This window comes from Steroidobacter sp., from assembly GCF_036402275.1.
Lineage (GTDB): Bacteria > Pseudomonadota > Gammaproteobacteria > Steroidobacterales > Steroidobacteraceae > Steroidobacter.
The window spans coordinates 74,496-100,782 of sequence record NZ_DASWTF010000029.1; the positions used below are offsets into that span (position 1 = coordinate 74,496).

Below are 26,287 nucleotides of genomic sequence, written 5' to 3' on the forward strand. Positions count from 1 at the left end.
GTCTCCACAAACAATCAAATCGCCCGGCCGTCGGTCTCGCCGGTGCGAATCCGCACCGCGTGGCCCAGGGGAATCACGAAAATCTTGCCGTCGCCGATGCGGCCGGTGTTGGCCACGGCCACGATGGTCTCCAGCACCTGGTCGACCCGCTCGTCGTCGATCGCCACTTCGATCTTGCACTTGGGCAGGAAGTCGACGACGTACTCGGCGCCACGGTACAGCTCAGTGTGCCCGCGCTGACGGCCGAAACCTTTGACCTCCGTCACTGTTACGCCGGCCACGCCGGCTTCCGCCAGCGCCTCGCGCACCTCGTCGACCTTGAAGGGCTTGATGATGGCGGTTACCAGTTTCACGCCGCGGGCCCAATCCTATGTAACGGGGATCTATGTAAAGAACGTCGGCAGTGTAACAGGACGGGTCCTTAGCAGGGATTAAGACAGTCCCTGTCAAGCCGCAGGATTGAGGACTACATCACGTTCGGGCTCGTCGGCGGGCCAAAAGAAAACGGGCGCCGAAGCGCCCGTTTTCAACCCATGCCGGATGAAGTGGCTTAGAGGCTGTAGCCCCGCTCGCCGTGTTCGGTCGTATCCAGGCCTTCCGTCTCCACCTCGTCGGTGACGCGCAGGCCGATGACCAGATCGACGAGCTTGAAGGCGATGAAGGACACGATGCCCGACCAGAGGATCGTGGTGCCCACACCCCACAACTGGGCCAGCACCTGCGGACCGGTGCCCAAGAATTCCCAGACGCCCGTGACGTAGTTGTAGATGCCGGTGCCGCCGAGGGCGGGGTTGTTGAACACACCCGTGAGGATGGCGCCGAGGATGCCGCCGACGCAGTGGACGCCGAACACGTCCAGCGAGTCGTCATACCCCAAGGCCGCTTTGAGCTTGGTGACCGCGAACAGGCAGACCACGCCAGCGATCAGGCCAATCACGATGGCGCCCATCGGGCCGACCCAGCCGCAGGCCGGAGTGATGGCCACGAGACCGGCGACCGCACCCGAAGCCGCGCCGAGCATCGTCGGCGTGCCGCGGAAGATCCACTCGGCGAAGGTCCAGGCAACCACCGCGGCGGCCGTGGCGACGAAGGTGTTGATGAAAACCTGCGCGGCGAAGGCGTTGGCTTCGAGGTTCGAGCCGACGTTGAAACCGAACCAGCCCACCCACAGCAGCGAGGCGCCGACCATGATCAGCGGCACGTTGTGCGGAGTCATCGCCGTGGTGCCATAGCCCTTGCGCTTGCCGACCAGCAGACAGCCCACCAGGCCAGCGACACCGGCGTTGATGTGCACGACCGTGCCACCCGCGAAATCGAGGGCGCCCTTCTGGAAGAGGAATCCTGCGCTCGCCAGCGCCGCCTCACCCGCGGCCGCGTCCGTGTACGCATCCGGACCCGCCCAGAACCACACCATGTGCGCGATCGGCAGGTAGGAGAAAGTGAACCACAACACCACGAAGGCCAGCACCGCGGCGAACTTCATGCGCTCGGCGAACGCGCCTACGATCAGGCAGGACGTGATGCCCGCGAAGGTCATCTGGAAGGCAGCGTACAGATACTCGGGAATGTAGACGCCTTTGCTGAAGGTCGCAGCGGGCGTGAGATTGCCGGCCGCATCGAGCATGCCCGCGAGGAACGTGCGATCGAAACCGCCGAAGAACGCGTTGCCGCCGGTGAACGCGAGGCTGTAGCCGTAGATCGCCCACAGCACCGACAGCAGGCTGAACACGACGAACACTTGCATCGAGATCGACAGCACGTTCTTCGAGCGGACCATGCCGCCGTAGAACAACGCGAGTCCCGGAACGGTCATCAGGATGACCAGCAGCGTGCTGGTCATGACCCAGGAGATATCGCCCTTGTCGAACGTAGGAGCGGCGGGCGCGGCGGCTTCCTCGGCAGGAGCAGCAGCTTCAGCCGGCGCAGCTTCCGCGGGCGCGGCTTCGGCAGCCACGGGTTCCGCGGCCGGCGCGTCTTGAGCCAGCGCCATGTCGGGCCCTGCGATTATCGCGAACGCGATAAGCGCGAGGCTCCACAGATAAGTGAGCACGCGGCTCGTTGCCAAGGGTTTTTTCACTGTCGTTCTCCTACGAAAGAGATAGATCTGTTGTTGCTGCCAGGTGCTGCTGTTAGAAAACGAGCTCAAACTGCCTCGACGCCGATTTCGCCGGTGCGGATGCGCACGGCTTGAGCGAGGTCGATGACGAAAATCTTGCCGTCGCCGATTTTTCCCGTGCGCGCGACGTTGGTGATGGCTTCGACCACTTGCTCTGCAATCGAATCGTCCACCGCCAGCTCGATCTTGGTCTTGGGCAGGAAATCCACGCGGTACTCGGCTCCGCGATACAGCTCGGTGTGACCGCGCTGACGGCCGAAGCCCTGTACCTCCGTCACCGTGATGCCTTGAACTCCGATATCCGCGACGGCCTGTCGGACGTCATCGAGCTTGAAGGGCTTGATGATCGCGGTTATCAACTTCATTGCATCCGGCTCCGGGTTCATGGGCGCGTGCTCCGGAATCAGTCATGTCTAGTCATGACTAGTCGTAATGTTTCCCCGCTCCCCGAGCGCGCCGCATCGGAAATGCATCTTCTGTGCCACGAATTTGTGCAAGCAAACGAACGCGGCTGTCGCGGCCGACCGACCCGGCGCGCACTCCGCTGGTGCGAAATTTCCGCCCGTTTGCTTCAAGTCGGCGCAAAATGCGCGTGCCGCCTGCTCCGAGATCGGTCCATGACCACGGACGGGCGATTTTGAGGCTTAATGGCCTGCCCGATTTCGATGCTTAGGAGATGCCGCGTGGATCCGCGCTCACTCGATGAACTTGCCCGCCGCCTGTCTTCCGTCGTGCCCCCCGGCGTGACGGCCCTGCGCCGCGATCTGGAAGAAAACTTCAAAGCCGTGTTACAGGCCGGGCTGAGCAAGCTCGATCTGGTGTCCCGGCAGGAATTCGACGTACAAGCCGCGGTGCTGCGGCGGACCCGCGAGAAGCTCGAGGCGCTCGAGGCCCGGCTCGCCGCGCTGGAAAAGACCACTCCCTAACGCATTTCCGGGTCGTCGCCGACAGCAATTACTGCGGCGATTGCCCGCTAGATCGCGTCTCGCTGCCGCTCAATGAGTGGTTGAATCGGGCAAACGTCTGCTCGGAGAGCCAAGGATGGCGATGGCGACTGTGTTGAGTCGCGCGCAACACGGCATGGAAGCGCCGCTGGTGCGTGTCGAGTGCGATCTTGGCGCGGGCTTGCCCAAGTTCTCCATCGTCGGCCTCGCCGAAGCGGTGGTGAAAGAAAGTCGCGATCGCGTTCGCTCCGCCATCGAGAACTGCAAGTTCGTGTGGCCCGAGGGCCGCGTCATTGTGAATCTCTCGCCGGCCGACTTACCGAAGGACGGCGGCCGCTACGATCTTCCCATCGCGCTCGCGATTCTGCTTGCCTCCGGTCAGCTTCCCGCGGAGTCGCTTCGCGATTGTGAGTTTTATGGCGAGCTTTCGCTGAGCGGCGAAGTGCAATCCATGCAAGGAGCTTTGCTCGCCGCCGTCGCTGCCGCGCGCGTCAATCATTCCATATTCGTTCCTCGAGCAAACGTTCCCGAGGCGGCGTTGGTCACTGGATGTCGAATCGCGATCGCATCCAATCTTCCTGACATGGTCAATCATGCCACTGGCGCCGCCCGGCTGCATTTCATCATCGGCGCCGCGCCCACGAGCACGAGTGGCGGCATCGAGGCGGATCTGTGCGAAGTGCGTGGCCAGGAAAGCGCCAAGCGAGCGTTGGAAATCGCCGCCGCCGGCGCGCACTCGTTACTTTTCATCGGCCCGCCGGGTACGGGCAAGAGCATGCTCGCGCAACGTCTGCCCGGCTTGCTGCCGCCGATGAGCGAAGAGGAAGCGTTGGAAGTTGCTGCCGTGCGCAGCGTGGCGCGGCTTCCCATAGATACATCTCGATGGCGCACGCGACCCTTTCGCACTCCGCATCACTCTGCATCTTCCGTCGCTCTGGTCGGCGGCGGCTCCCGGCCGCGCCCTGGCGAGATCTCGCTCGCGCATCACGGCGTTTTGTTTCTGGATGAATTGCCCGAGTACGATCGCACGGCGCTCGAGGTACTGCGTGAGCCGCTTGAAACTGGCGTGATCACGATCTCACGAGCTGCTCAACAGGCCGAGTTCCCGGCTTCGTTTCAATTCGTCGCGGCCATGAATCCCTGCCCGTGCGGTTATCTGGGCGACGAGCGCGGGATCTGTCATTGCACGTTCGAACAAGTGCGCCGTTATCGGGGTCGTTTGTCCGGACCGTTGATCGATCGTCTCGATCTGCACGTCGAAGTATTGCGCGTACCGCATGAAGTTCTGCGTGCAGACCACGTGAAGTCAGAAACGAGCGCCCAGGTCGCGTCTCGCGTCGCCCGCGTCCGCGAGCTGCAACTCAATCGGCAGGGCTGCACGAATGCTCGTCTGAAGGGCCGAGATATCGAACGCGTCTGTCAACCGACTGCTCGCGGACGTCAGTTGCTGGAACGCGCATCGAACAAATTGGGATTCTCGGCGCGCGCGTATCACCGCGTGTTGAAAGTCGCTCGCACCATCGCCGATCTGGCGGATGCGCCTCACGTCGACACGATGCACATCAGCGAAGCGCTATCGTTACGAAAACTGGATCGCGCCACGCCGACGATGCACGAAGGAGCTTCGCGCCCTTGAACGGTCGCGCGGATGCAAGCGGGAGCGAGTCAGGCGAGGTCGCTGCGGCGATCGCAGCGACCTCGAAAAGGCGGGATTACTTCGAGCCGGCGACCATGAAGTCGACGGCGTTGACGATCGACTTATCCGACAGATCGGCGCGGCCACCCTTCGGAGGCATGAAGCCGGCGCTGCCCTGGAAGCCCTCGATGGCGTGCTTGTGCAGGGTCTCGGCGCCCTTGGCGATGCGAGGACCCCACGCGGCTTTGTCGCCCATCTTCGGCGCGCCGGCCACGCCGGCGCCGTGACAGGCCATGCAGGCCATGTTGAACACCTGTTCGCCACCCAGGTCTTCCGCCGGAGCCGCGGCCGCCGCCTGAACGGGCGCCAGCGCGGAGTTGTCCTGGCCGGCGATGGCGACCTTGGCCACCGGCGCGATGCGCTCGGCCACCACGGCCTGGTTGGCCGGATCGGTCACGACGTGCTTTTCCTGGGTATTGGCGGCCACGATGCGCGCCAACACATATAGAACGACCGCGATGCCGATCAAAATGCCGAGTACCAGCATGAAGGTGTCGAAAAACTTCTTATCGTGGTGCTCGGCGCTCACTTCGGCTCCAACAAAGGCTACAGGGGCAAATTAAAGCCACATGGCAAAACGGCGCGCAGTATAGCGGCGTCGCCCTTGCCGATAAACTGAGCAGGCTAACCCCCTGATGCGACATGAATTCCGTGACCGCCCTTGGGGCGGGCGGCGAGGCCAGCTATGATTCGCGGCCCGACGCGAAGCTGACCCCACCCCCTGAACGCCTGGCAAGGCGCAGGGTTCGGCCGTCACTGCTACACTTCGTGCTCGCGACGCGCCCGTAGCTCAGCTGGATAGAGTACTGCCCTCCGAAGGCAGGGGTCACTGGTTCGAATCCAGTCGGGCGCGCCACTTCCCAGAACATTATCGCGGCCAATCCATCCCGCCTGCCCTTCCTCGCCGCGCTTTCTGCTACGTACTCCCTCGCACAGGAAACATCGCCCACGTAAAATCCTGGCCACTCGGAACTACGCCTCGCGTTGCACGGAAGTGAAATGAAGATTACCGCCGTTCTGGCCATGTCGCTGGCGCTCGCGCCTGCCAGCCTGCTCGCCATAGATCTCGATGCCTCGTTCGGTACTGGCGGTCGCGTCGTTCTGGAGGATGCGCCCTGGAATGCCACCGATGCAGTCCTTCAGCGCGATGGGAAGATTGTTGTCGCCGGCTACTTTCGCCCCGACCTTGCCAATCCAGCCGGCGACGCTTTCGTGGCTCGGTTCAATGTAAACGGAACTTTGGATACGAGCTTCGACGGCGACGGGCTTGCAGTGCTGGATCTTGGCGGAAATGTCGATTACATCAACGCGATCGCCGAACAGGTCGATGGCCGGCTGGTGGCGGTTGGCTCCACAGGTAGTAGCGTGGCCAGCTATTCAACCGCTGCTATCGTGCGGCTGAATCCGAACGGCTCTCTGGATACTTCGCTGCGCGGCCCAGGTGCGGCTCTGTTGAGCGAACTCGCAGCCGCGAGGGCTGTTGCAATCCAAGCCGATGGCAAGTTGCTGGTCGCCGGCAGCGGAAGCCATACGTTCACGGTCGCGCGCCTGCTTCCTGACGGCGTAGTGGATGCGACATACGGGGAGAATGGCGCCGGTCTCGCGAACTTCCCGCCGGGCAACCCATCATACCCACCTTTTTATAGTGACGTTCTGTATGAACTTGCGCTGCAGCCGGATGGCAAACTGGTTGGCGCCGGCGCGCGCGCTAGCAGCTATACTCCCTTGATCAGCGCGTCGTTCGCCGCTGTGCGGTTGGATTCGGCCGGTGTCCCGGACTCGACCTTCGGCACGGGCGGTAGCGTGATCATTCCCGAGCAGGCTTTCAACTTTTTGGGAAGCGTCCGAGGAATGGTCGTCCTGCCGAACGGATCGTTGCTGCTCGCAGGCACCCAAACCTGGGGTGAAGGCCCGACTCGCCCTGATGATCACTACAGCGCGCTCGTGCGCTTGGGGTCGACGGGCGCCGTCGATCCCTCATTTGGAACCAACGGTTGGGTGCGGCGTGTGAACCGGCGCTTGAATGGCGATAACGCGACGGGAGTTGCGTTGGACGCGAGTGGCAATATTCTCGTGCCGGGCAGCAGTAATCGCGACGACACCGGTACGTTATTTGATATGGCCGTATCACGGCTCGCGCCAAACGGCGCCATGGACTTGAATTTCGGCAACGAGGGGCGCTTCATCGTCGACTTCGACACTGCCAGCGCATACGGCACGAGAGCGAATGCGCTGCTGGTTCAGCCCGACGGAGCTCTGATACTCGTGGGCACGGGACGTTCCGGCCCCAACTACAATGACCCTCAAACGCTCCTGCTCGCCCGGCTGTGCGGCCCAACGGTCCACTTTTCTTCGAGCTCGACTGCAGTTTCCGAAGCGGCGACCAGTGTTACGTTCACCATACGACGCTCGTGCGGGTCGAGTGCTGGCCCCGTTTCCGTCAGCTACGCAACAAACGCGGGAACAGCCAGTGCGGGCTCGGATTTCACTGCCGCGAATGGCACGCTGACGTGGGCGCCGAACGATTCGGATGACAAGACCATCACCATCCAGCTGCCAGGCGACACTAGCGATGAGCCGGATGAACAATTCACTGTGGCATTGTCTGGTGCGAGCGGGGCAGAGCCGGGCGCTTGGTCCAGTCATGCAGTGACGATCACTGACGATGACAGTACACCCCCACCTCCTCCCACGACCTCCGGTCGAAGCGGCGGCGGAGCTCTCGATTACATGGCCTTGCTGGGTCTGCTGACGATCGGTGTCGTTGCGACAGCTGCGCCTCGCCGTCGTCCCACACGGAAGTGAACAACGCATGAAAGTCGCGCGCGTTTTAATTATGACATCGGCGCTTGCGCCGGCGACGCTGCTCGCCACCGGGCTCGAACCATCCTTCGGCAACAACGGCCGCGTGGTTGTCGAGGACCGATACCGGGTGCCAAGCGATGCGATCCTTCAGCGGGACGGCAAGATCGTTGTGGTCGGTGGTAGTGAAGGAGCCTACGTCGCCATGTCCCAGATGTTCTTCGCTCTTTCCACCCGAACGGAACGCCGGACACCACGTTCGATGCTGACGGCATAGCGACATTGCTGTTTTCCAGGCGCAAAGACCTCTCTGCGATCGCGACTCTTTCGACCGTGCTGACGCAGTCGCTGAGCTGGCAACGCCCGCCTCGCCCGCCGGAAGGATATGTCCCCTACGCGCACCAAGGCGGGCTCTGCGTGCAACAACCGCTTGCTGAGTAGATAAACGCAGCAGGGTAAGGCCGCTCCCCACACCGGGAGTAGCGATCGTGTTCCTTTTGTTGTTTGGCGATTCATGCATGAAGATTCCAGCGCTGCTCAGAAGCTAGTCGCTGCAGTTCATGCCATCCTGGAATTGAAGTACTCAACATGGGAACTCAGGCAAGGAAGAACTTGGTTGCTTGCGCCGCAGGCATTTCTGCGGATGGAGGATGCAGGATCGTTTGGCTCCTACGCAGAGATACTGAACCATCTTCAGGAAACTGATCCTGAGCTGGGTCGTCGTTCGAACATGGAATTGCAAGATCTTGTAGAAACCCTTCGGGAATTCGTGAGCGAACAGAGGAATTGAGCACCGACGCGTGTTCGGTTTCAAGTGCTCAGGTGCCGCCCAGTCGCCTCAGCTCGCTGCGATAGTGGTTCACCATTTCAGAAGGGGCGTCCCCAGCGTGGCGATCGAGAAACTTCTCGATCGTCTCGCGATATTCCCTGTGGAAGTCGGGATTGTCAGGACTCGCCTCGACCTGAGCCGCGGCACGCTCGACCGGCTCGAGTGCTTCCTGCAGCAGCAGTCTTTTTCCGTAGCCTGATTCGTCCCGCAAGATCGCGACGTTACGCTCGAAGCCAGGGATGTACTTGACTACGAAGCGCTCGCCCTTGGGTGGAAGCTGGATCGCATTGCGCGGCGGATAGAGGCTAGCCGACATCGTGTCGAAGCTGGTCTTGACGTCGTGACCGTCGGCAGTCCGCACCACAGCGTCATATTCCCAGATGTTGGCATCGTTGAGCTGGGAATTGGTTTCCTCCTCATGCGTGATCACCGCGGTGCCATAGGTGCCGTAGGCGTTGAGGAAGATCCCGTTGACCATCGATCCAAGAAAGATGTTGGCGAATCCGATAGCGAAGCCGACTACGCTCAATCCCATCCAGGCGCCGTTCCTGAACAGCGCGCTGGCCGCGCTACCCAGGGCGAAGCCTGCGAGGATCCAGAGCGGCAGCGACAGCAGCGAATGCTGGCTGATGAAAAAGAAAAAGGCCGAAAGCACCACCATCAGCCGCCGCAGCCTCCGCACCCGCCACAACCGCCTCCGCCGCCGCATCCTCCGCCGGCGTCGCTGGGGCCGTTGCTACCCGATCGCATGAGATGAAAATCGTTCCAGCTCGAGCCGACGAGCACCGTGGTGCCGAACAGCGCCACAGCCAATGGGATTTCGTCGGTTGTCGGCGCGCGCTGAAGGCGCTCGGCGCGCGCCTGCGCTTCCTCGATCGCGACAATGCCACTTTGCGTTCTCCTTTCCGGCGTGAACCACCGGATGAGCGCGAAGACAGTGGTGACGATCACCAGTGCGGTCAGGAAGCCGGTGGGATGGCCGAGCTCATTGCCATAGCGCCAGCGCGACACACCGAACGCGATCAGCAGCAGATACGGTAAGGTCTGGCACACGCGGATCAGCTCCACTCGCATCCGATCCATCAACAGACCATCGGCGATGAGCCCCTTTCTGACCGCTCGCATATGGGGTCCCAGTGCATTTTCGACTGCGCTCCAGTCGAGCGGCGAAGGCAGCGCGAGCACGCTGGCCTCGGCGTTGCTGCCAACCGCATCAGGCTGGACGATCTCGATCTTCCGATCCTTCGTCGTGGCGATCCGTTGCGAGGAGAGAAGCCGAGCGATGATCAATTCGAAGAAGCGATCTTTGCCGCCCGACAGATAAGCGGCTTGCTCGGTATCGACCGTCCCGGTGACGCGGCCCTGTCTGCGAAGATAGCGGGGAATGGCGAACCCCAGATACATGACGAAAAGAAGGAGCACGCCATAGAGTGCGAGGAACTGGCCGCCGTTCAGGTCGTCATGGCTGAAAAACATTTCGAGACGAGCCTCCGCTGCTAAAGGACAAGGTGGAGCGCCGTAACGAGCGCCGCAATCACAAGCATCGCCCATAATGCTGCCCGAGGGATCACGACGCCGTCGCGCGGATGAACGCGCCGGGCGCGGGGGTCATCCAAGAGCCGCCGTGCCGCACTAGGCCAGATATCCGCTGGCGGAGCCACCCCGAAAACCTCCTCGTAACGTTTCATCGTGCGAGCATATTGCTCGAAGAAACGCGAACGCTCGGCGTCGCCGCCCGCCGTCGGACCGTGATGGAGCGGCCGGCCAAGAACGTCTGGGCAGAAGCGTTCCCAATAGTCGCGACTATAGGTGAGATGGAGATGCCATGCCTGATCGACTGCATCGGAGGGGGTCAGCTGATTGTCACCTGTCACTGCCAGGAAGCAGAAACGGCGATACTCGTCGAACACACGCAGCGCATGCGCCTCGCTCCAGCCATTCTCGCGCGCGAGCCGCTGTATGAAGGTCAGGCGCGCGTTCTCAGGACCGACGACATAAGATGAAAGCGCACGCCATACCGGGTGATCAGGCAAAGTGGGGGATCCACAATCCATCGTACGCATCGGATTTGAGAGTAGCACCGGCCTGGCGCTGGAGAAACAGGCCACCTTTGCCCTTCATAGGAGTATGACACCTTCCCTCGGTACCTGTTAGCAGCGGACGCTAGTCGATCATGCTTCCCCATTTCTGCGAGATGGATCCGGACGATGCGGCGTGGAATGTCATTTACGAGAGCTTGGCGCGGAGCTCTGGAGTCAGGTCATTACTTTGCCGGCGTCGATTGCGATGCTGAAGGCAGTCAAAAGCTTCGATCGCAGCCAGGTCCAGCAACGATGGATTTCTCTCGGCCTGACTGCCGATGTTTTGCGGTGAATGCGTGCTCGGGGCGATGTCTGCAACGCTTGCCTCGTCCGCCGGAAGGGTACGTGCCGTACGCCCACAAAGGCGGACTCTCCGTGCAGCAACCGCTGGCCGAGTAGCAATTCCTGTGCGCGAAGTCCTGAAACCAGTGGGGTCGATGCGCTAGCGTTGCAGCCCGCTCGACTCTCGCAAGGACGGTGCCATGGGTTGGAAGATGACTGAGGATCGCGAGGCTTTCGACAAAAAGGTCTCGCTGGCGGGCCTGATGCCCGAACCAGTCGCGCTATGCGGATCCGCGCTGCCCAAGGGAACGAACCCGTTCCAGGCGCCTGGTGTCCCGACGACTCACGCGAGTCTCACGCGTCATCACATCATCCCGCACCACTTGCTGATTGCCGTTTGGAACGAGGCGGTCGATCGCGGTCACTTCGCCTTGCTCACGTCGCTGGCCATCTGGGCGGGCCGGAATCCGGCGACGGAACTGCCTGGCTCGCTCGACATCACCGATCCCAACCCAGACCCAGACCCGCAGAAGGTGTTGATGCGTGTGGCCTGGAATCCCTGGAACATCGTCATCGGGCCCAAGATGGAACATCGTATCGGCGATCCGAGCGATGCCTTCGATCGCCTGCAGTTTCGCGAGCTCGGCGCCTTCGACAAGACCGCGGGTCCCATCGAAAGCAACGCGGCCTGGCAGGAGAACCTCGCACGCCAGGAGTTCAACTCTCACATCGATCGGCTCTACCGGATTTACAAGTACATGGTGAGATACATCGACCCGAAGCTGCCGCTCGCGAACGTCGAGGTCGAATCGTTGCGGACGCTGCTTCTTAGCGACCGTTCCAGCCAGTACGGCCGGTTGAACGACGGAAAAAAATCACTGATCCGATTCGGCGGCGCGATCCTCTCGCCGGCGCTGTGGACGCAGTTCAGTTTCAAGACCATCGAAACGCACGGTCTGCCGGTGAAGCCGGACGAGTTCAAGGCGTATGGAGCGGATCTCAAGAAGATCGACGACAACAAGCGGTTGCCCGATGACGTGAGGCAAAGGCAGTTGAACGCGCTGCCGGCTAAACACATTGGCTCGGTCAGCAAGGAAACCAAGATCCTGAAGAACACGGCCACCTGGGGCGTGGTCGCCTGGTCCGCGTTGAGCTATCTGCCGGAACCCGACTTGCCGGAACCAAAGGCGCAGAGCATGGACTTGTGGGAGCCGGGCCAGGCTACGCTGCCCAACCAACGTTTCCTATTGTCGCGTGCAACGTACTCCGACGCCGTGGCGAAAGATTTCCGCGGCGAAGTCACCCGCGCGGCGCGTCGGACCGGCCGCTTCAAAGCGGCCGTAAAGATCGTCGGCCCTCGCGGCACGGCGGGCGCGATGCACCCGCACCACGACGACGTCGTGAAGGCGACGCTGGAAGCGCTTACCGCGCTTCGCTCCGACGGCTACGACTTCAAAATTGCTCGCACATTCCTCGAAGCGCCCGCGCTGGAAGTCCGCTTCTACAGCGAGTCGACGGCGTGAGTAGATAAACGCAGCATCGTTGCGATGTTTGTCTAAGATCCAGCACGACTGCTGCAAGAAACTAGCAGGGCTTTGCCAGACATTTGCACACTGTTCAAGCGCCGTTGAAGCGCGCACTCTGATCGGGCTGTGGATGTGCTCTTATGGGAGACAGCCATGCTGCGATCAATGACGACTCTGAGTCTTTCGGCGATCAGCCTGTGGATGGTGGCCGCCGACAATGCTCCCGCTCAAACGCCAACGAACGTGTCACGGAGCGACGCAGCACAAATTCACGTTCTCTCCGCCAGTTCTCACGGCCAAAAACTCGCCGCCGTCTCCGGCGTCGGGCAGGGAATCGTGAACGTCAGTCCAGAAGCCAGCAGCGAAGGCTTCAGCGTGGAAATCCAGGTTACGCTCTGGCGTACCAGCCCGAGCACGGTGTTCACCGTGAGCCGAGCGGTCGATTTCACCGCTGATGGGAATTGCACGAACACTCAGTTCGTGCCGTTCCCATTGCCCAATGCCGGTCCACTCGTGACGCTGACCACATCGCCCGGCGGCGCAGGCTCGGTCCATATTCCCTTCGAGCGCCCGCAAATTGCAGATGACACGATGTTCGACGTGCAGTTCGAGGTCCGCTCCGAGGACGGGTCGATTGTGCTCAGAACCGATTGCTTCACCGTCCTGGTGAAGTAACGGGTGGGTTGAGCGAGCTTTAGTACTTCGCGCTCAAACTCGCGGGCGCGAGCTCCTTGCGTAATTGTTTCTGGAACACCGCCGGGCCGACCCAGGTGTAGACGCAGAATCCCAGCCAGGCGAACTGGGCCCACGTACCGGCCTGCTGATAGCCAAAGTCGTTGAGCGCGATCATCGAGGCGCGATATGCGAGATAGATGCCGATCAGCAGCACCACGCGACGGGTCATCGAGCCGCCGCCGAAAAATGAATTGAAGCGCCACCACAGGCCGAGCAGCGGACTCTGGCGCGCCTTGACTGCGCCGAGCAGTTGAATCGCGCCCGCATGCACGGCGTTATTCCGTAGCACGATCAATGCGTGCTCTTTCGCGTCCTGCGTCTCGCCGCGCGCGAGTAACAAGTAACCCATCGTCAGCAGCGCGTCGGCGTTCTCGGGATCGATTTCGAGCGCGCGCAGGGCGAGTACTTCGGCCTGTTTGAAATCGCGTGCATCCCGATGATGTTCGGCGAGCGCGGCCCATGTATCGGCGTCGTCCGGCTCCGCGTCACGCGCCTTTTCCAGCAACGGCAACACTTCTCGCCGCCGGCCCCACAAGCCATACAGATGGGCGAGCGAGCGAAGCATAGCGGGATTGCCAGGATCCAAGGCAAGCGCGGCGTTCAGGTGCTGCTCGGCGAGCTTGAACCGGCGCTGCGCGATGGAGACGATCGCCATTGCATAGTGCGCGAACGGGAATTCGGGATTGAGCGCCAACGCCGCGCGAGCTTCGTACTCCGCCGCGTGCACGCGCTTTTGATCGTGCAGACAGATGGCGAGCAGCGCGTGCGCATGCGCGTTATCGGCATCGAGCGTCAGCGCCTGGCGCAGCGTCTCGATCGCCCCGTGCAGGTCCTGATGACGAAGCTGCGTGTAGGCGCGCTCGATCAACTTGTCGATATCGCGAAACATCAGCTCACCATCACCTGCCAGAGCGGCGAGGCAACCGCCTGCACCACCTGCGGCTTCAGGAAGCCACCGGCGAACACCAGCAACGCGCCAATCGGCACGGCCTGCGCCTGATTCGCGCCGCCGCCGAAGTATTCGTAGAGCGCATGCGAGGTCCGTTGCAAAAAGAAAATCCAGTAAGCGAGGCCGAGCTTCCACGCGATGATCAGCAGCATCGCATAGTCGAACGCCGAACCGGGCAGTGCGCCTGCCGAGCGCAGGACGGCGAGGCCGATGAGAATGAGCGGCGCACCGATTAAAATCGCGATCGCAAGTCCGATCTCACGGCCCCATGTCGGACCCCGCAACATCCACGCGTTGAATGCGAAGGCGGCCGCGCCGATCCAGGCGCCGCCGAACATCATTGCAATCAACGGCCAGAATGGATCGAGCGCAGGCACTCGGCGCCAGCCGCCGATCGGCTCGTCCTGGATGCGATAAGCGACGCTCAACGTCTTTGTCCGTGCTGTTCGAGGAATTCGAGCACTTCGTCGTACTGGCCGCCTTCATTGGCATACCGAGCGTAATTGCGCGCGGTCGTCAGCCATTCGTTGGTCGTGCTCTTCGCTGCTTTCAGGGCCGTGCGCAAATGCTCCATCGTCACTGGAACCTCGCGCCCTCCGTTGATCGACATTTCTATCGCTTCGTCGACCGCGCTTTCGACCAGATCGCGCAAGTCGGCGCCAGAGAAACCCGGCGTGAGTTCCGCGATCTCGCGCATCGGCAACTCACCCGCCGTGGGGCGCTCGCGCAATAGCGCTTCGAGGATGGATTGTCTCGCGACGCGATCCGGCGGAGGCACGAACATCACACGATCGAAACGCCCCGGCCGGCGGAAAGCTGGATCGACGGCCCAGGGAACGTTGGTCGCGCCCATGATGAGCACGTTCTCGTTTGCCTGCGTGAAACCGTCGAGCTCGGACAGGAACTGGCTGACGAGCTTGGAGGAGGTCGCCTCGCGCGAATACTGGCGCTTACCGCCCAGCGCTTCGACTTCATCGAAGAACAACACGGCTGGCGCGGATCGACGAGCTTGCTCGAACAGCGCGTGGAGCTTGCGCTCGGATTCGCCGATGTACATGTCGAGCACGTCAGACACGGCAACATTGAAAAACTTCGCGCCGCATTCACCCGCGGTGGCGCGGGCGATCAATGTTTTGCCACAGCCGGGCGGCCCATACAAAAGAATGCCGCCGCCGGCTTTGCGCCGAAAACGCTGAAACAGCGAGGGCTTCTGAAACGGCAGAATGATGCGGCGATGGATTTGCTTTTTCACCGCATCGAGCCCGCCGACGTCCGCAAACTTCACCCGCTCGGTTTCCGGTTGCAATAACCGGGTGACCTCGGTCGCATCCGTATCGTCGTTCGCATCTTGCGCGACTTTGCGGATGCCCTGGCGTGCGGCGTCGAGGCGAATCACTTTGGAATCCAGCTCGGCGGCGAGCGCCCGGTCTTCGAGCGCCGGATTGGCCGCGATGGCGGACCGATACGCAGTCCGGCCCTGGTCCAGATCGCCGGTCTGGGCGAAGGCGCGCGCTCTGAGGAGCAGCGTCTCGCTGTCATCGCCTTGTAACAACTCGGTCGCCCGCGCCGGCTCACCGATGGAAAGATAGGCGCGGCCCAAGTCGCGGCGCTCGGCTTCGGCGAGCCGCGGCACATCGAGCTTCAACTCGCTCAGTACTTGTTTGAGCTCGTCCGTATGGTCGCGCTCGAGGGCCGCTCGTAACACGACGAGTGCGAGGTCGCGATTGTCCGGGGAGGCGCGCAGGGCGCTTCGCAACGATTCAAAGACTGCGTTATCCATGCACGATTCAATATACGAGATCGCTCGATTCTGAGCGAGCGGCCCGTCGCAATCCTTGAATGTTTCCGAGCTGGCGTCGTTGACTTCCGGGTCGACGACGCCAGCCGCAGGCAGGTGTCAGCTGGCGGTCGCGAGCTTCTTGCGGCGACGACCGGCGATCAGCAATCCGGTGAGACCCGTCAGCATGAGAATCATGGTCTCGGGCTCGGGGATGTTGTAGTTGTATGAAATGCTCCCGGCAGCGATGCCTCCGGCGGGAAGAGCGGCGCCATAAACGACGCGCGTGATCGCGGCTTCGGCCAGGCTCACTGAGTTGGCGTACTGACCTGGGCCAATGACCGTGTACGCGCCCCCGGTGCCGACGAGATCGCCGGCCGCATTGAACGCCCAGAGCGCGCCGCCCAGGCTGTCGCCGAAGCCACCCACGATCTCGACGAAGTCGGTGGCGACATCGAACGTCAGTTCCAGAAAGGAGAAGCCTTCGCTGCAGAACGAGCTGGGCGGCGTGCCTGCTTGGGATTGGGCGTAGCAAGCGTAGCCATCGTTGAGATAGGTCAGTGCGCCGCCGAACGGTGAGCCGATGCCGCTGAAGTAGCCCGGGGCGATCATCCCGCTGGTGCTGTGAAGTGACTGCACGTCGTAACTGGCGACGCTCACGGGACCGCCCGCGGGCGAGGCGATGGTTTGCAAATGCAGTCCCGGCGACAAGTCGGTGAGATTGGTGCCCGCGGCGTAGTCGTATGCGTCGAATGTGATAAGTGTTGCATTGGCAACACTGCACACGAACATGAAAGGGATGAGTGCGAGCACTCTCAAATTGGCCATGCTGTTCCTCCTGGTCTCAAGTGCGGGGTTGTCGGGCGGCCATCCGCGTTGTAGGTGGAAGTCGTAGCCCCGCGAATCATGCTTCCGCTCGATCAGATTGCAGTTTTCGCGCCGCGTGTACGCGATTATGTTACCGAACAATCAGCTAGCGGACAGCACGATCGGTGGCCCCGACCTCGCCTGTAAACCCCTTCGACGCTCGACCTATTTAATAGACCCGATCACTCGGGTCAATTGCCTACATATTCGTAAGGGAGCGCCTGATTCGATTCAGTTTCGGCCTGCGTCGAACTGAATTCAGGCGAAATTTCCAGGGAAAATCGGCCGTCGCGAGTTAGCGACAGGAAATGCGCGATCGGTATCGACGTGCTTTGTTCGCCGGGCGCTTAGAAACAAAAGGGGCGATGGATGACTCCATCGCCCCTCCGAGTCACTCACTCACGGAGTTGAACCGGGCTCGCACGAATCACGTGTGCAGACTGCGCACGTATCCGTTGCGGTAGCGGTCGCTGTGCCCGAGTCGAATGGACCGTCGCCACGCGCCGTGACTGTATCGGAGAACGTCGCCGTGCGCGGATCGGAACTAGTGATACTGCTGGGCGCATAACTGCCGCTGTATGGTTGACACGTGTTTGCTGGCAGGTTCGCCGGTCCGAACACCGGCGGCCCGTCGTCGGAAGTGTCGCCCGGAGTGCCGGCGTCGTCCGTGACTGTCACGTTGGTGAGATTGACGGCGGTAGCGCCGGAAGTCGTGTTACAGACCTGACCCTGGAAGTTCACGGCGATCACGACATTGTTGGCGTCGAGCGTGAGCTCGGTGGTGCAGCACTTCGTGACGTCGATTCGCGGACTGATTATTACGCGCTCGCATTGATCGCTGGCGGTATCGGTAATCGTGCGCGCTCCACCCGGCGAGCCAGCGGCGCTGACCGTGGCCGTGTTCGTCGGGGGGTTCTGTGTCGTTTCGATCGTGCCCGCGAAGGTCTCCGAAGCCTCTGCCGCCAGAGATGTCAGAGTGTATTGATCGTCGTCCGCCGTGACGCCCGGCGTGCCATTGTCGTCCACGATGAGCAGGTTGTGGAGCGTGCCGGCGCCGTCATTGGTGACGGTGATGCTGTAGTTGAAAATGAAGCCGGTCTGGCTCGGATTCAGCACGCCGGTGGTGCAGTTCTTGACGATCGCCACCGAGCACAGCTCGAACGAGCTCAGCACGAAGTCCTTCAGCGTGGCGTTGTATTCCTTCGAGGAGCGCGACTCGGCCATGAAGGTGCTGAAGCAGCTGTTGCCGCCCAGGATGGACAGGTTGATGCCGCCTTCGTAGAAACTCTCGAACGGGAACAAGCCGATGTTGCCCGCTTTCGGAGTGTAGTCCCAAGGCGCATCGACCTCGCCCGAGTTGGTGATGGCGCAGAAGTCCTGGTTCGGCGCGGCGGCGCTGCACTGTGCGCCGGTCTGCTTGGCCTTCAGCAGCAGATTCACGTCGGCGCATTGACCGGGTTGCGGGTCGTTGTTGGCCGCCCTGGTACACGAAGTTTCCCAATACAGCACCTGGATCTCGGGTTGTGCATTGGCGCCTTGCGGATAATTGACCAGCACGAGGACGTCGCCGCCACCGGCGGCGCCGTTGCTATCTGTATGCAGGCCAGTGAATGTTCCGTCCGCATTCGCGGTCACGGTTCCGCGGAAGAACCAGAACCCGAGGAACGCGTCACCTACGTTCGAGAAACGATCCGCGCCGAAGTATGCGACCGTCGAGGTGCCGGACTCGTAGGCTGCCGCATAGGCGTTGGTGATGTCGTTCTTGTCCGGGCCGGTCAGAGGCCCGGGCTTGTGGGTCCAGGTGTTCACCTCGTGAATATCCTTGTTGTTGCCGGCGAAGATGCGGTCGCCACCGCCGCCCACATCCTCGATGATGCCGGTGAATTCGATCGCGCCGCCTGCGTTGGGCGGAGTGTCCCAGTCGTCGTCTGGCGAATTGGCCGGATCGTCGCTGGCGTTCGCGTCCAATTCGAACAAATCGAGGGTATCGACGTCGATCGCCGGTGCGGCGGTTGGCGCCAGGGCCACTGCCGCGATCAGGGACAGCAACAACGGTTTGAGCCGGAGCTCCTGCGGTGAGCCGATGCAGCCTGCGGTTGCACCGTCAACGGGACGGAATAGAAATCTCATAGATCCCCCTGTTATTGAAAGTTCGCTTCGTACGGTTAGGGTCGGCGCGCACGTGACGCGCCTGACACGGCTCGGAGCAAATCGCGTACCGGCGGCGTATCTGGTTGAAGCGAAAAGAAAACTGGATTTCGTGATGTGACCGGGGCGGGGCGCGCGTCTCAGCTCTGAGACACGGCCGCTCAATACTCGATGGGCGATGGCCTGTTTGCTTGAAGCTGGCGGCTGGGGGCGCGTCTCAGCGGCGAGACACAAAGATCAATGCAGGCTGCCGGTCGAGTCATGAGGCGCGTCGAGGAGCTCTGCGATCAGCGCCGCGGGCAGCTTGATGGAATCGGAATTTTCGGCGGCGAGCCCGTGCCGGCAGAGCAGGCGATAAAACGTCGCACGCGACACGCCAATCAGCTCGGCGGATTGGCGCGCGTTGCCGCCTGTTCTCTGCAGCGCCGCGAGTACAGTGTTCTTTTCCGCCTGCAGTCTTGCGGCGTCGAGGCTCAGCATCGGCTGCTCCCGCGGCGCCTCGGCCAAACATAAATCTCTGGGCGTTATCAGCGGCCCATCGCACATCACGATCGCGCGTCGGATGCAGCTCACCAGCTCGCGCACATTGCCGGGCCATCGGTGAGCTTGCAATGCATGCAGGGCGGCTCTGGAGAAGCCCCGCGCCATCGGGCTCTCATACTGGTATCGGGTGAGAAAAGCAGCAGCCAAGGCGCCGATGTCCTCGCCATGCTCGCGCAGTGGCGGAGTGTTGATACGGAGAACGTTCAGTCGGTAGTAAAGATCCTCCCGGAACTTCCCCTCTCTCACTGCGGATTCGAGATCGACATTGGTCGCGGCGAGCACTCGCGCGTCGATCTGAATCTCTTCCCGACCACCGACGCGTCGTATGGTCCGCTGCTCGAGGAAGCGCAGCAGAAGCGCTTGGAGATCGGCATGCAGATCGCCGACCTCGTCCAGAAAGATCGTGCCGCCCTGCGCGGCCTCGAAGTGACCTTCCTGGCGCCGATGCGCACCGGTGAAAGCGCCCTTTTCGAAGCCGAACAACTCGGCATGAATGAGCGATGGCGGCAAAGCGGCGCAGTTGATCGCGATGAACGGATTGACGTGACGAGGCGACAGTATATGAATCGTGCGCCCCACCAGTTCCTTGCCGGTGCCTGTCTCACCGGTGATCAAGGCCGGCGCATCGACCGCGGCGATCTTGACGAGATCGCGACGCAAGGACTGCATGGCTCGCGAATGACCGATGAGCATCGACTCGGGGGCGGCGCCGTCGATCGAACCACGGTCCGGCGCCAGCAGCGTCGCCATGCCGACGGCATGACCCAAGGCCGTGAGCAGGCGATGATGGTCGACGGGCTTGGTTTGATAATCGATGCAGTGGCTGACGATGAATTCCCGAACCGGGTCGCGTTCGATCAGTCCGGGGCCGACGATGGCGATCCAGGGAATACGCCGGTGCGAGGCGATGCTGATTTGTATCCTGTCGAGCCACGTGCCATCGGCCGTGCTCAGGCAGGCGATGCCGGCACGGCAATCGCCAAACCCGGACTCATGCATCTCGCTCTGCCAGCCGGCGTCGAGCAAGATACGTGAGAGCGCCGCATCCTCCTTGCAGGCAAACAGGCTAGCCACCTTTCGGGCGACCATCGTTGCCTCAACGTCGGTGTGCGCTCCTCCCTGTGCCGTTCCCCTGTTTTGCGCCACCGAAAGCGGAAGCGCATACATGATCAGCTCTACGGAATGTCTTTGTGAGATCCGCTACGCCGCCGGTTTTTGATTATGGTGCGTATGACACTCCTCGTATTAAACACCTGCAAGTGCGGCGACCACTTAAGCGTGATTTTCGCATTACAGCATCATGGCATGGCGGACAGGATGAGATGCACGGCCAGGGCGCTCAGGCCGATAAAGAACCAGCGACGGAATCGCTCCGGCGAGACCCGCCGGCGAATCTGGCCGCCGAGAAACATTCCTAATAAGGCCGGAACGACGGCCGCCACGGAATTGGAAACGAAATTCATTTCCAACGCGTCATGCCACAGCAGACCGAGCGCCAATGCCACAGTGGACACGGTAAACGACACCCCGAGCGCCTGAACCAGCTCATCCCGCGGCAGCCCCAGGCCTGCAAGGTAAGGAACCGCGGGTATCACGAATGTGCCGGACGCGCCCGTGATGAATCCAGTGATGGCGCCGACCAGCGGGCCAGCCCATCTTTCCGATGTTGGCGACACATTGATATGGAAATTGCACAGCCCGGCCGCGGCATAGAGCAACAACGCGCCGCCGAGCGCGACACTCGCCACCGTCGACTTGGTCGACGCGATGACGCCAGAGGCGAGGACGGTGCTGATGAAGATGGCGAGCAGCGTCGGCCATAGACGGCGTACCAGATTGCCGAGGCGAGGGCCCTCCGCGAGCTGCCACACATTGGTAATGAACGAAGGCAGCAACAGAATCGCTGCAGCCTCGGCCGGAGGCATCACCAAACTCAGCAGGCCCATCGCCACCGTCGGCAATCCCAGTCCGACCACGCCCTTCACGGCGCCAGCCAGCAAAAAGATGAATGCGACGTATGCCGTGGCAGACGTGAGAAGCGTCATTGAGTGAGTGTCTCGCCGCCGCGCGCGGTCTCACAATGTGATTCTCGCAAAGGCTGGCGTCGGCAAATGCGAAAGAGCGCTATCGCATGAGTTGCCGCCATAATGGCGCCGCCGCCGGCAATTGGCCGGAGTGCAATCGGCTGTGTCGGGGCACACTGAGGTCCTGGATAAACAAAGAGCGCCGCGCAGCCAATGCAACGACGACAAGTCTGCACGAGCATTGTGGCCGGCGCGGTTTTTCCTGCATCGATGGTGACAGCGGCGATGCCGAATAAAGCGATCAATTCCAACGGCCATTCTTACGCGCAGGCCTGCTTGATTGAGCGGCCCTCGCGGCTGCTGTTCATCAGCGGCCAGGTACCCGCCGATGCTGACGGCAAGGTGCCGGCGCGCTTCGATGATCAGTGCCGCCTCGCCTGGCGCAATGTCGAAACACAGCTGGTCGCCGCGGGAATGACATTAGCCGACCTCGTCAAAGTGACGGTGTTCCTGTCCGATCGACAGTACCGCGCGGCGAATGCGGCCGTTCGAAAGGAAGTGCTGGGTTCGCACACGCCGGCGCTGACCATCGTCATCACCGGTATCTACGACGAAGAGTGGCTGCTCGAGATCGAGGCGGTCGCGGCCGCTTAGCTATCTTTATCGCGTTTCAGGATCAGCGAAGTGGTAACGTCGATCACATCCGGGAGGGTCGCGATCCGATCGCGCGTCGCATTCAGCTGCGACGTGGCGCGCGCCTCGATCTCGACCGCGAGATCGATATCGCCACTCAACGAATAGCAACGACAAACTTCGGGCAAGGCAGTGATGGCGGCAACAGTGCGAGGCGCAGGTGTCTTTGCCAGCTTCAGTAACAGCAGGGCGGACAGCCGATCGGCATCGGCCACGCGCGCGTGGTAGCCGAGGATGACACCGGATTCTTCCAGCTTCACCAACCGCTCGCGAACGGTGCTGCGCGCGAGCTTCACCTTGCCCGCAATGGTCTTTAGCGGCATCCGCGCATTCGTTCGCACCAGCGAAACTATCTGCATGTCAATCGCATCCATCATCGCTCTCCGTTGCCTGCCGGTGGCAACCGTCAGCATTTTCGTGATCAACGGCGCATCGGCGCAACAGGCGAGCGAGCCGCGTCGCTGGACGCCCGCCGCGATCGCCTCCTCGGGTTACGAATCGTCGCCGACCTTTACCCCCGACGGTCGCGAGATGTACTTCTTGAGCGCGGACGCCGACTTCAGCAACTACCGCGTCATGGTGTCCCGATGCGAGGCCGGGGCATGGACTCCGCCAGAAGCGCCATCGTTCGCACAGTCACTACCGGTGATCGAGGCGGATCCGTTCGTCACGCACGATGGCAAGCGCCTGTACTACATCTCCTCCCGGCAGGATCCGAAGCACGAGAACTTCGACATCTGGTATGTAGATCGCAAACCAGGCGGCGCGTGGAGCGAGCCGCGGCGCCTCCCCGAACCCGTGAATTCTCCAGCGTCCGAGTTGTTGCCGCGCCAGGATTTACAGGGACGTCTCTATTTCGGATCCGCGCGCGACGGCGGTCACGGCCAGGGTGACATTTACATAGCCACGCCCACCGCTGGCGGCGAATGGCAGGTGGACAACCTCGGTCCGCCAGTGAACACCCCGGCCTTCGAGTACGAAGCGGAAGTGTCACGGGACGGCAGCACTATGGTGGTAGTGGCGCAGCGAGCCGAGCGTTCGCATCTGTATCAGTACAAACGGCGCGACGGTCGTTGGGTGGAAGTCGGTCAGATTCCCGCGCTGGCGGAGCATTTTCAGGTCGGACCTTTGCTGTCCCCGAACGGGGACCGCCTGCTGTTCGCGCAGCGTGATGGCGAGCGCTCCGGTGAGCTTTTCCTGGTGGACCTCGCTTCCGATGCCGACAAGGTCTGGCCTCCGCGATGCCGATGATGGTATTCAGGAGGAATGGCTACACTCACCGGTCGCACCATCGCTGTCCCCGAGACCCGGGAACTGGACGTCTTCTCCTCGATGCTGGAACGTCGCGGAGCGACGGTTTTGCGCTGTCCGCTCGTGGCGATTCTGGACGCGCCGGATCCGCGCCCCATCCTCGAATGGCTGCACGCTTTTAATGCAGGGTCGTGCGATGACTTGGTCCTGTTGACCGGCGAAGGATTGCGCCGACTGCTCAGCTGCATCGATAAGAACGAGCCAGCGTTGCGCGAGCCCTTCGTGCAACGACTCGGCGCGATCAGAAAAATCACGCGCGGCCCCAAGCCGGCGCGAGCGTTGCGAGAGCTTGGCTTGAAGCCCGATGTTGCGGCGGAGTCGCCGACCACTCAGGGAGTGATCGACTCGTTGCGAACCGAGAATCTGCAGGGGCGCAAAGTGGGCGTGCAGTTGTACGGCACCGAACCCAACCGTCCTTTGATCGAGTTCCTGCAAGCGGCCGGCGCACAGGTGCTGACCGTCGCTCCCTATGTTTACGCCGACAAAGTCGCGGACGACGCGGTCACGGATCTCATGCAGCGAATGGCCGCGGGTCAGGTGGACATCATCGCCTTCACCAGCACACCGCAAGTTGAGCGCTTGTTCACGGTGGGGCCGCTCGAGTTGGTGAAGGCCGCATTCGAAAAGACTGAAGTCGCGGCGATCGGCCCGGTGGTCGCCGACGCGCTCAAGCGGCACGAAATTCCCGTGCGCTTGATGCCCGAGGACTCCTTCTTCATGAAGCCGCTGACCAGCGCCATCGAGCAGGCCATCGGTACGCGCGACTGAACAGCGGAACAAACATCCGCTTGAGATTCATCGCTCGCCTGCCGTAAAAGGGCGGGATGCGAGCCAACGCCAATCTGCTCATCGTCGAAGACGATCCCGTCATCCGGCAGCTGGTCGCCGACCTCATGCGTCGTGAAGGCTTCGACGTCGAAGCCGCCGAGGATGCCCGTGGCATGGACGACGCGCTGGCGCGGCGTCGGCCCGATCTCATCGTGCTCGATCTGATGCTGCCCGGCGAGGATGGTTTATCCATTTGCCGCCGTCTGCGCGCGCAGAGCAACTTGCCCATTCTGATGCTCACAGCGAAGAGCGACGAAGTCGACCGGGTCGTCGGCCTGGAAATGGGCGCCGACGATTACCTGGTCAAACCGTTCGGCCCGCGAGAGTTGCTGGCGCGAGTGCGCGCTTTGTTGCGTAGAGGCGGGTCGACGCCGGCCGTCGCACGAGAACGGCGCTTCTCGTTTGGCGCCTTCGTGATCGATCTCGACGCACGCGAGCTCGTCGATCAAAGCAAAACGCCGGTTGCGCTCACGGCCGCCGAATTCGATCTGCTCGCATGCTTCGTTCAGCATCCTCGCCGGGTGCTGACGCGGGAACAGATTCTCAGCTGGACCCGTGGTCGCATGGCCGATCCCTTCGATCGCACCGTCGATATGCAGATCTCTCGGTTGAGGCGCAAGCTCGACGCGGCCAGTCCTTCGGCGAAGTTGATCACGACAGTCCGCAACGGCGGCTATCTGTTCACCGCGCACGTCGGGCAAGTCTCGTGATCACCCGACTGACGTTCGCGTCTCGGCTCGGCCTCATCGTGGTGCTGAGTCTGATCGTTGCCTGGATCGGCTCGACTGCCATCTTTTATATCGCCACCGGAAGAGAAGATGGCGAATCCCGGCCGCTGCCGTTGCCGCGACAGATCGCGGCCATCGTGCAATTGCTCGAGCAGGCGAAGGACAGCAACGAGCGATCGCTCATCATTCGCGCCGTGAGCTCGCAAAAATTCAGCGTCAAGCTGGTGAGCGCGTTGCCGCTGCTGCAGACACCGGAGGCGCGTCCTTTCGAGCTGCGCGCCCGGTTGTTGCAAAAGGCGTTGGGCGAAATTGGCGGCCGTCCTTTCAGCCTGACGTTCGACGCCCAAGGCGGCCATGATAAACGTCCACCGCAGTTCTCTTATCTGTCGCCGACCGATCTCGAGCTGCGGGTTCGATTGAGCACCGGAGAGACGCTGATCATCCAGGGTTATCACCGGCCGACCACCAACGTGTACGGCATGCCCATCGGCTTCATCGCCGGACTGGTCGGCACACTGACCGGCCTGATCGCGCTCATCATCATGCATCGACAGACGCGGCCGCTGGCGCGGCTCGCCGCCAGAGTCGATCAAATCGATTTCTCCGGCCTGCCCACCCAGCTGCCCGAAACGCGCTCGGCCGCTCCCGAAATCCGGCAGCTGATCGGCGCGTTTAATCGTTTGCAATCCCGGCTCGCACAGTTGCTCCGCGCCCGCATGGCGATGCTCGGTGGCATTTCACACGACGTAAGAACGTTTGCAACACGCCTGCGTCTGCGCGTCGATCACATTCCCGAGGGTTTGGATCGCGAGCGCGCGATTGCGGATATCGATGACATGATCCATCTGCTCGACGACGCGTTGCTCGCCAGTCGCGCGGGCGCGGGCGAGCTGGTGGAGGAACTGGTGGAGTTCGGACAAGTCGTGCGAGCGGAAGTGGACGATCGTTCAGCCGAGCAGGCGCACGTTCATCTGCGCTCCGCCGCCAGGCATGAAGAAGCGGTCGTGCTCGGCGATCGCCTGGCCTTGCGTCGAGTCGTGGCCAACTTGATCGACAACGCTCTGCAGTACGGAAAGGCCGCGCACGTGCAGGTGGATGCAACAGACAAGTCCGTCTGCCTCACCGTCGATGACGAAGGCCCGGGCATTCCGCCCGAGCAGCGGGACGCGATGCTCGAGCCCTTCGTTCGTTTGGAAACGTCACGCAATCGTCGCACGGGCGGCGCGGGCTTGGGGCTCGCAGTCGTGCGTAGTCTCGTCGAAGCACACGGTGGCGTAGTCAACATCAGCGATGCGCCCACCGGCGGCGCGCGCTTCACAGTGAGCTTGCCTCTATTTCACGCGTGATATCGCGAGATCCGCTGCGACTCGTTCTGAAGTACAGAACCACATAGCGTGTCCAGTGTCAG

General features: G+C 62.0%; 27 protein-coding genes and 1 tRNA gene. 13 read left to right on the forward strand and 15 right to left on the reverse strand.

What is annotated here, in order from left to right:
• Positions 1-14: 14 nt before the first annotated feature.
• From VGD45_RS13760 to VGD45_RS13770, 3 genes are all read right to left on the reverse strand, one after another.
• The gene (locus VGD45_RS13760; protein ID WP_331155890.1) at positions 15-353 is read right to left on the reverse strand and encodes a P-II family nitrogen regulator; all 339 of its coding nucleotides are present in this window, start codon (positions 351-353) and stop codon (positions 15-17) included.
• A 197-nt stretch (positions 354-550) separates the two neighbouring features.
• The gene (locus VGD45_RS13765; protein ID WP_349263272.1) at positions 551-1,990 is read right to left on the reverse strand and encodes an ammonium transporter; all 1,440 of its coding nucleotides are present in this window, start codon (positions 1,988-1,990) and stop codon (positions 551-553) included.
• A 152-nt stretch (positions 1,991-2,142) separates the two neighbouring features.
• Positions 2,143-2,481: a P-II family nitrogen regulator gene (locus VGD45_RS13770; protein ID WP_203166292.1), complete on the reverse strand. Its 339-nt coding sequence runs from the start codon at positions 2,479-2,481 to the stop codon at positions 2,143-2,145.
• Between the two features lie 300 nt (positions 2,482-2,781).
• Here VGD45_RS13770 and ubiK point away from each other — a divergent pair, with 300 nt between their 5' ends.
• Both ubiK and VGD45_RS13780 read left to right on the forward strand, forming a co-directional pair.
• Positions 2,782-3,042, forward strand: coding sequence for a ubiquinone biosynthesis accessory factor UbiK (ubiK, locus tag VGD45_RS13775; protein WP_414717581.1), 261 nt, complete (start codon positions 2,782-2,784; stop codon positions 3,040-3,042).
• Positions 3,043-3,157: 115 nt separating this feature from the next.
• Positions 3,158-4,696: a YifB family Mg chelatase-like AAA ATPase gene (locus tag VGD45_RS13780; protein WP_331155893.1), complete on the forward strand. Its 1,539-nt coding sequence runs from the start codon at positions 3,158-3,160 to the stop codon at positions 4,694-4,696.
• A gap of 76 nt (positions 4,697-4,772) precedes the next feature.
• On the opposite strand, the gene VGD45_RS13785 is transcribed toward VGD45_RS13780, so the two are convergent.
• Positions 4,773-5,285: a c-type cytochrome gene (locus VGD45_RS13785; protein ID WP_331155894.1), complete on the reverse strand. Its 513-nt coding sequence runs from the start codon at positions 5,283-5,285 to the stop codon at positions 4,773-4,775.
• A 250-nt stretch (positions 5,286-5,535) separates the two neighbouring features.
• Between VGD45_RS13785 and VGD45_RS13790 the strand changes: the two genes are divergently transcribed.
• The 4 genes from VGD45_RS13790 to VGD45_RS13805 all read left to right on the forward strand — a co-directional run bounded on the left by VGD45_RS13790 (position 5,536) and on the right by VGD45_RS13805 (position 8,348).
• Positions 5,536-5,612: transfer RNA gene (locus VGD45_RS13790), tRNA-Arg, on the forward strand.
• A 143-nt stretch (positions 5,613-5,755) separates the two neighbouring features.
• Positions 5,756-7,561 carry a Calx-beta domain-containing protein gene (locus tag VGD45_RS13795; RefSeq protein ID WP_331155895.1) on the forward strand — a complete coding sequence of 602 codons (1,806 nt, stop codon included), beginning with the start codon at positions 5,756-5,758 and terminating at the stop codon, positions 7,559-7,561.
• A 7-nt stretch (positions 7,562-7,568) separates the two neighbouring features.
• The gene (locus tag VGD45_RS13800; RefSeq protein ID WP_331155896.1) at positions 7,569-7,835 is read left to right on the forward strand and encodes a hypothetical protein; all 267 of its coding nucleotides are present in this window, start codon (positions 7,569-7,571) and stop codon (positions 7,833-7,835) included.
• Positions 7,836-8,072: 237 nt separating this feature from the next.
• Positions 8,073-8,348, forward strand: coding sequence for a hypothetical protein (locus tag VGD45_RS13805; RefSeq protein WP_331155897.1), 276 nt, complete (start codon positions 8,073-8,075; stop codon positions 8,346-8,348).
• 28 nt (positions 8,349-8,376) lie between these two features.
• Here the strand turns inward: VGD45_RS13805 and VGD45_RS13810 are convergent, their stop codons facing one another.
• The 3 genes from VGD45_RS13810 to VGD45_RS13820 are packed head-to-tail and all read right to left on the reverse strand — an operon-like array spanning position 8,377 to position 10,420.
• The gene (locus tag VGD45_RS13810; RefSeq protein ID WP_331155898.1) at positions 8,377-9,048 is read right to left on the reverse strand and encodes a hypothetical protein; all 672 of its coding nucleotides are present in this window, start codon (positions 9,046-9,048) and stop codon (positions 8,377-8,379) included.
• Complete coding sequence (locus tag VGD45_RS13815; protein WP_331155899.1) at positions 9,048-9,863, reverse strand: TIGR04222 domain-containing membrane protein; 816 nt, start codon at positions 9,861-9,863, stop codon at positions 9,048-9,050. Before VGD45_RS13815 ends, VGD45_RS13810 begins: the two co-directional genes overlap by 1 nt.
• A gap of 20 nt (positions 9,864-9,883) precedes the next feature.
• Positions 9,884-10,420, reverse strand: coding sequence for a hypothetical protein (locus VGD45_RS13820; protein WP_331155900.1), 537 nt, complete (start codon positions 10,418-10,420; stop codon positions 9,884-9,886).
• 542 nt (positions 10,421-10,962) lie between these two features.
• Between VGD45_RS13820 and VGD45_RS13825 the strand changes: the two genes are divergently transcribed.
• Both VGD45_RS13825 and VGD45_RS13830 read left to right on the forward strand, forming a co-directional pair.
• On the forward strand, positions 10,963-12,273 hold the full coding sequence (locus VGD45_RS13825) for a hypothetical protein (protein ID WP_331155901.1): 1,311 nt from the start codon (positions 10,963-10,965) through the stop codon (positions 12,271-12,273).
• Between the two features lie 129 nt (positions 12,274-12,402).
• Positions 12,403-12,951, forward strand: a complete 549-nt coding sequence (locus VGD45_RS13830; protein WP_331155902.1) for a hypothetical protein — start codon at positions 12,403-12,405, stop codon at positions 12,949-12,951.
• A 19-nt stretch (positions 12,952-12,970) separates the two neighbouring features.
• On the opposite strand, the gene VGD45_RS13835 is transcribed toward VGD45_RS13830, so the two are convergent.
• The 7 genes from VGD45_RS13835 to VGD45_RS13865 all read right to left on the reverse strand — a co-directional run bounded on the left by VGD45_RS13835 (position 12,971) and on the right by VGD45_RS13865 (position 21,340).
• On the reverse strand, positions 12,971-13,900 hold the full coding sequence (locus tag VGD45_RS13835; RefSeq protein WP_331155903.1) for a tetratricopeptide repeat protein: 930 nt from the start codon (positions 13,898-13,900) through the stop codon (positions 12,971-12,973).
• Positions 13,900-14,388, reverse strand: coding sequence for a hypothetical protein (locus VGD45_RS13840; protein ID WP_331155904.1), 489 nt, complete (start codon positions 14,386-14,388; stop codon positions 13,900-13,902). The genes VGD45_RS13835 and VGD45_RS13840 overlap by 1 nt, the downstream gene beginning before the upstream one ends.
• A complete protein-coding gene (locus VGD45_RS13845; RefSeq protein WP_331155905.1) occupies positions 14,385-15,740 on the reverse strand; it encodes an AAA family ATPase in 1,356 nt (451 codons plus the stop codon). Before VGD45_RS13845 ends, VGD45_RS13840 begins: the two co-directional genes overlap by 4 nt.
• Positions 15,741-15,857: 117 nt before the next feature.
• On the reverse strand, positions 15,858-16,565 hold the full coding sequence (locus tag VGD45_RS13850; protein ID WP_331155906.1) for a PEP-CTERM sorting domain-containing protein: 708 nt from the start codon (positions 16,563-16,565) through the stop codon (positions 15,858-15,860).
• 438 nt (positions 16,566-17,003) lie between these two features.
• The gene (locus VGD45_RS13855) at positions 17,004-18,734 is read right to left on the reverse strand and encodes a hypothetical protein (RefSeq protein ID WP_331155907.1); all 1,731 of its coding nucleotides are present in this window, start codon (positions 18,732-18,734) and stop codon (positions 17,004-17,006) included.
• 255 nt (positions 18,735-18,989) lie between these two features.
• Positions 18,990-20,384 carry a sigma-54 dependent transcriptional regulator gene (locus VGD45_RS13860; RefSeq protein ID WP_331155908.1) on the reverse strand — a complete coding sequence of 465 codons (1,395 nt, stop codon included), beginning with the start codon at positions 20,382-20,384 and terminating at the stop codon, positions 18,990-18,992.
• Between the two features lie 209 nt (positions 20,385-20,593).
• Positions 20,594-21,340, reverse strand: a complete 747-nt coding sequence (locus VGD45_RS13865; RefSeq protein WP_331155909.1) for a sulfite exporter TauE/SafE family protein — start codon at positions 21,338-21,340, stop codon at positions 20,594-20,596.
• A 264-nt stretch (positions 21,341-21,604) separates the two neighbouring features.
• Between VGD45_RS13865 and VGD45_RS13870 the strand changes: the two genes are divergently transcribed.
• On the forward strand, positions 21,605-21,973 hold the full coding sequence (locus VGD45_RS13870) for a RidA family protein (RefSeq protein WP_331155910.1): 369 nt from the start codon (positions 21,605-21,607) through the stop codon (positions 21,971-21,973).
• Here the strand turns inward: VGD45_RS13870 and VGD45_RS13875 are convergent.
• Positions 21,970-22,371: an Lrp/AsnC family transcriptional regulator gene (locus tag VGD45_RS13875; RefSeq protein WP_331155911.1), complete on the reverse strand. Its 402-nt coding sequence runs from the start codon at positions 22,369-22,371 to the stop codon at positions 21,970-21,972. The genes VGD45_RS13870 and VGD45_RS13875 overlap by 4 nt on opposite strands.
• Here VGD45_RS13875 and VGD45_RS13880 point away from each other — a divergent pair.
• Genes VGD45_RS13880 through VGD45_RS13895 form a run of 4 tightly spaced genes read left to right on the forward strand, consistent with a single transcriptional unit; the run spans position 22,370 to position 26,225 of the window.
• Positions 22,370-23,263: a hypothetical protein gene (locus VGD45_RS13880; RefSeq protein ID WP_331155912.1), complete on the forward strand. Its 894-nt coding sequence runs from the start codon at positions 22,370-22,372 to the stop codon at positions 23,261-23,263. The two genes, VGD45_RS13875 and VGD45_RS13880, sit on opposite strands and share 2 nt — an antisense overlap.
• Positions 23,264-23,278: 15 nt before the next feature.
• On the forward strand, positions 23,279-24,091 hold the full coding sequence (locus VGD45_RS13885; RefSeq protein WP_331155913.1) for a uroporphyrinogen-III synthase: 813 nt from the start codon (positions 23,279-23,281) through the stop codon (positions 24,089-24,091).
• 56 nt (positions 24,092-24,147) lie between these two features.
• Positions 24,148-24,861, forward strand: coding sequence for a response regulator transcription factor (locus VGD45_RS13890; protein ID WP_331155914.1), 714 nt, complete (start codon positions 24,148-24,150; stop codon positions 24,859-24,861).
• Positions 24,858-26,225 carry a sensor histidine kinase gene (locus tag VGD45_RS13895; protein WP_331155915.1) on the forward strand — a complete coding sequence of 456 codons (1,368 nt, stop codon included), beginning with the start codon at positions 24,858-24,860 and terminating at the stop codon, positions 26,223-26,225. The genes VGD45_RS13890 and VGD45_RS13895 overlap by 4 nt, the downstream gene beginning before the upstream one ends.
• Positions 26,226-26,287 lie beyond the last annotated feature (62 nt).

Excerpts from the sequence above, each read along its gene's own strand:
- VGD45_RS13765 (WP_349263272.1), bottom strand. The coding sequence starts at position 1,990 with ATGGCGCTGGCTCAAGACGCGCCGGCCGCGGAACCCGTGGCTGCCGAA.
- VGD45_RS13770 (WP_203166292.1), bottom strand. The coding sequence starts at position 2,481 with ATGAAGTTGATAACCGCGATCATCAAGCCCTTCAAGCTCGATGACGTC.
- ubiK (WP_414717581.1), top strand. The coding sequence starts at position 2,782 with ATGCTTAGGAGATGCCGCGTGGATCCGCGCTCACTCGATGAACTTGCC.
- VGD45_RS13780 (WP_331155893.1), top strand. The coding sequence starts at position 3,158 with ATGGCGATGGCGACTGTGTTGAGTCGCGCGCAACACGGCATGGAAGCG.
- VGD45_RS13795 (WP_331155895.1), top strand. The coding sequence starts at position 5,756 with ATGAAGATTACCGCCGTTCTGGCCATGTCGCTGGCGCTCGCGCCTGCC.
- VGD45_RS13800 (WP_331155896.1), top strand. The coding sequence starts at position 7,569 with ATGAAAGTCGCGCGCGTTTTAATTATGACATCGGCGCTTGCGCCGGCG.
- VGD45_RS13805 (WP_331155897.1), top strand. The coding sequence starts at position 8,073 with ATGCATGAAGATTCCAGCGCTGCTCAGAAGCTAGTCGCTGCAGTTCAT.
- VGD45_RS13810 (WP_331155898.1), bottom strand. The coding sequence starts at position 9,048 with ATGGTGGTGCTTTCGGCCTTTTTCTTTTTCATCAGCCAGCATTCGCTG.
- VGD45_RS13815 (WP_331155899.1), bottom strand. The coding sequence starts at position 9,863 with ATGTTTTTCAGCCATGACGACCTGAACGGCGGCCAGTTCCTCGCACTC.
- VGD45_RS13825 (WP_331155901.1), top strand. The coding sequence starts at position 10,963 with ATGACTGAGGATCGCGAGGCTTTCGACAAAAAGGTCTCGCTGGCGGGC.
- VGD45_RS13835 (WP_331155903.1), bottom strand. The coding sequence starts at position 13,900 with ATGTTTCGCGATATCGACAAGTTGATCGAGCGCGCCTACACGCAGCTT.
- VGD45_RS13845 (WP_331155905.1), bottom strand. The coding sequence starts at position 15,740 with ATGGATAACGCAGTCTTTGAATCGTTGCGAAGCGCCCTGCGCGCCTCC.
- VGD45_RS13850 (WP_331155906.1), bottom strand. The coding sequence starts at position 16,565 with ATGGCCAATTTGAGAGTGCTCGCACTCATCCCTTTCATGTTCGTGTGC.
- VGD45_RS13855 (WP_331155907.1), bottom strand. The coding sequence starts at position 18,734 with ATGAGATTTCTATTCCGTCCCGTTGACGGTGCAACCGCAGGCTGCATC.
- VGD45_RS13860 (WP_331155908.1), bottom strand. The coding sequence starts at position 20,384 with ATGGTCGCCCGAAAGGTGGCTAGCCTGTTTGCCTGCAAGGAGGATGCG.
- VGD45_RS13865 (WP_331155909.1), bottom strand. The coding sequence starts at position 21,340 with ATGACGCTTCTCACGTCTGCCACGGCATACGTCGCATTCATCTTTTTG.
- VGD45_RS13870 (WP_331155910.1), top strand. The coding sequence starts at position 21,605 with ATGCCGAATAAAGCGATCAATTCCAACGGCCATTCTTACGCGCAGGCC.
- VGD45_RS13880 (WP_331155912.1), top strand. The coding sequence starts at position 22,370 with ATGTCAATCGCATCCATCATCGCTCTCCGTTGCCTGCCGGTGGCAACC.
- VGD45_RS13875 (WP_331155911.1), bottom strand. The coding sequence starts at position 22,371 with ATGCAGATAGTTTCGCTGGTGCGAACGAATGCGCGGATGCCGCTAAAG.
- VGD45_RS13885 (WP_331155913.1), top strand. The coding sequence starts at position 23,279 with ATGGCTACACTCACCGGTCGCACCATCGCTGTCCCCGAGACCCGGGAA.
- VGD45_RS13890 (WP_331155914.1), top strand. The coding sequence starts at position 24,148 with ATGCGAGCCAACGCCAATCTGCTCATCGTCGAAGACGATCCCGTCATC.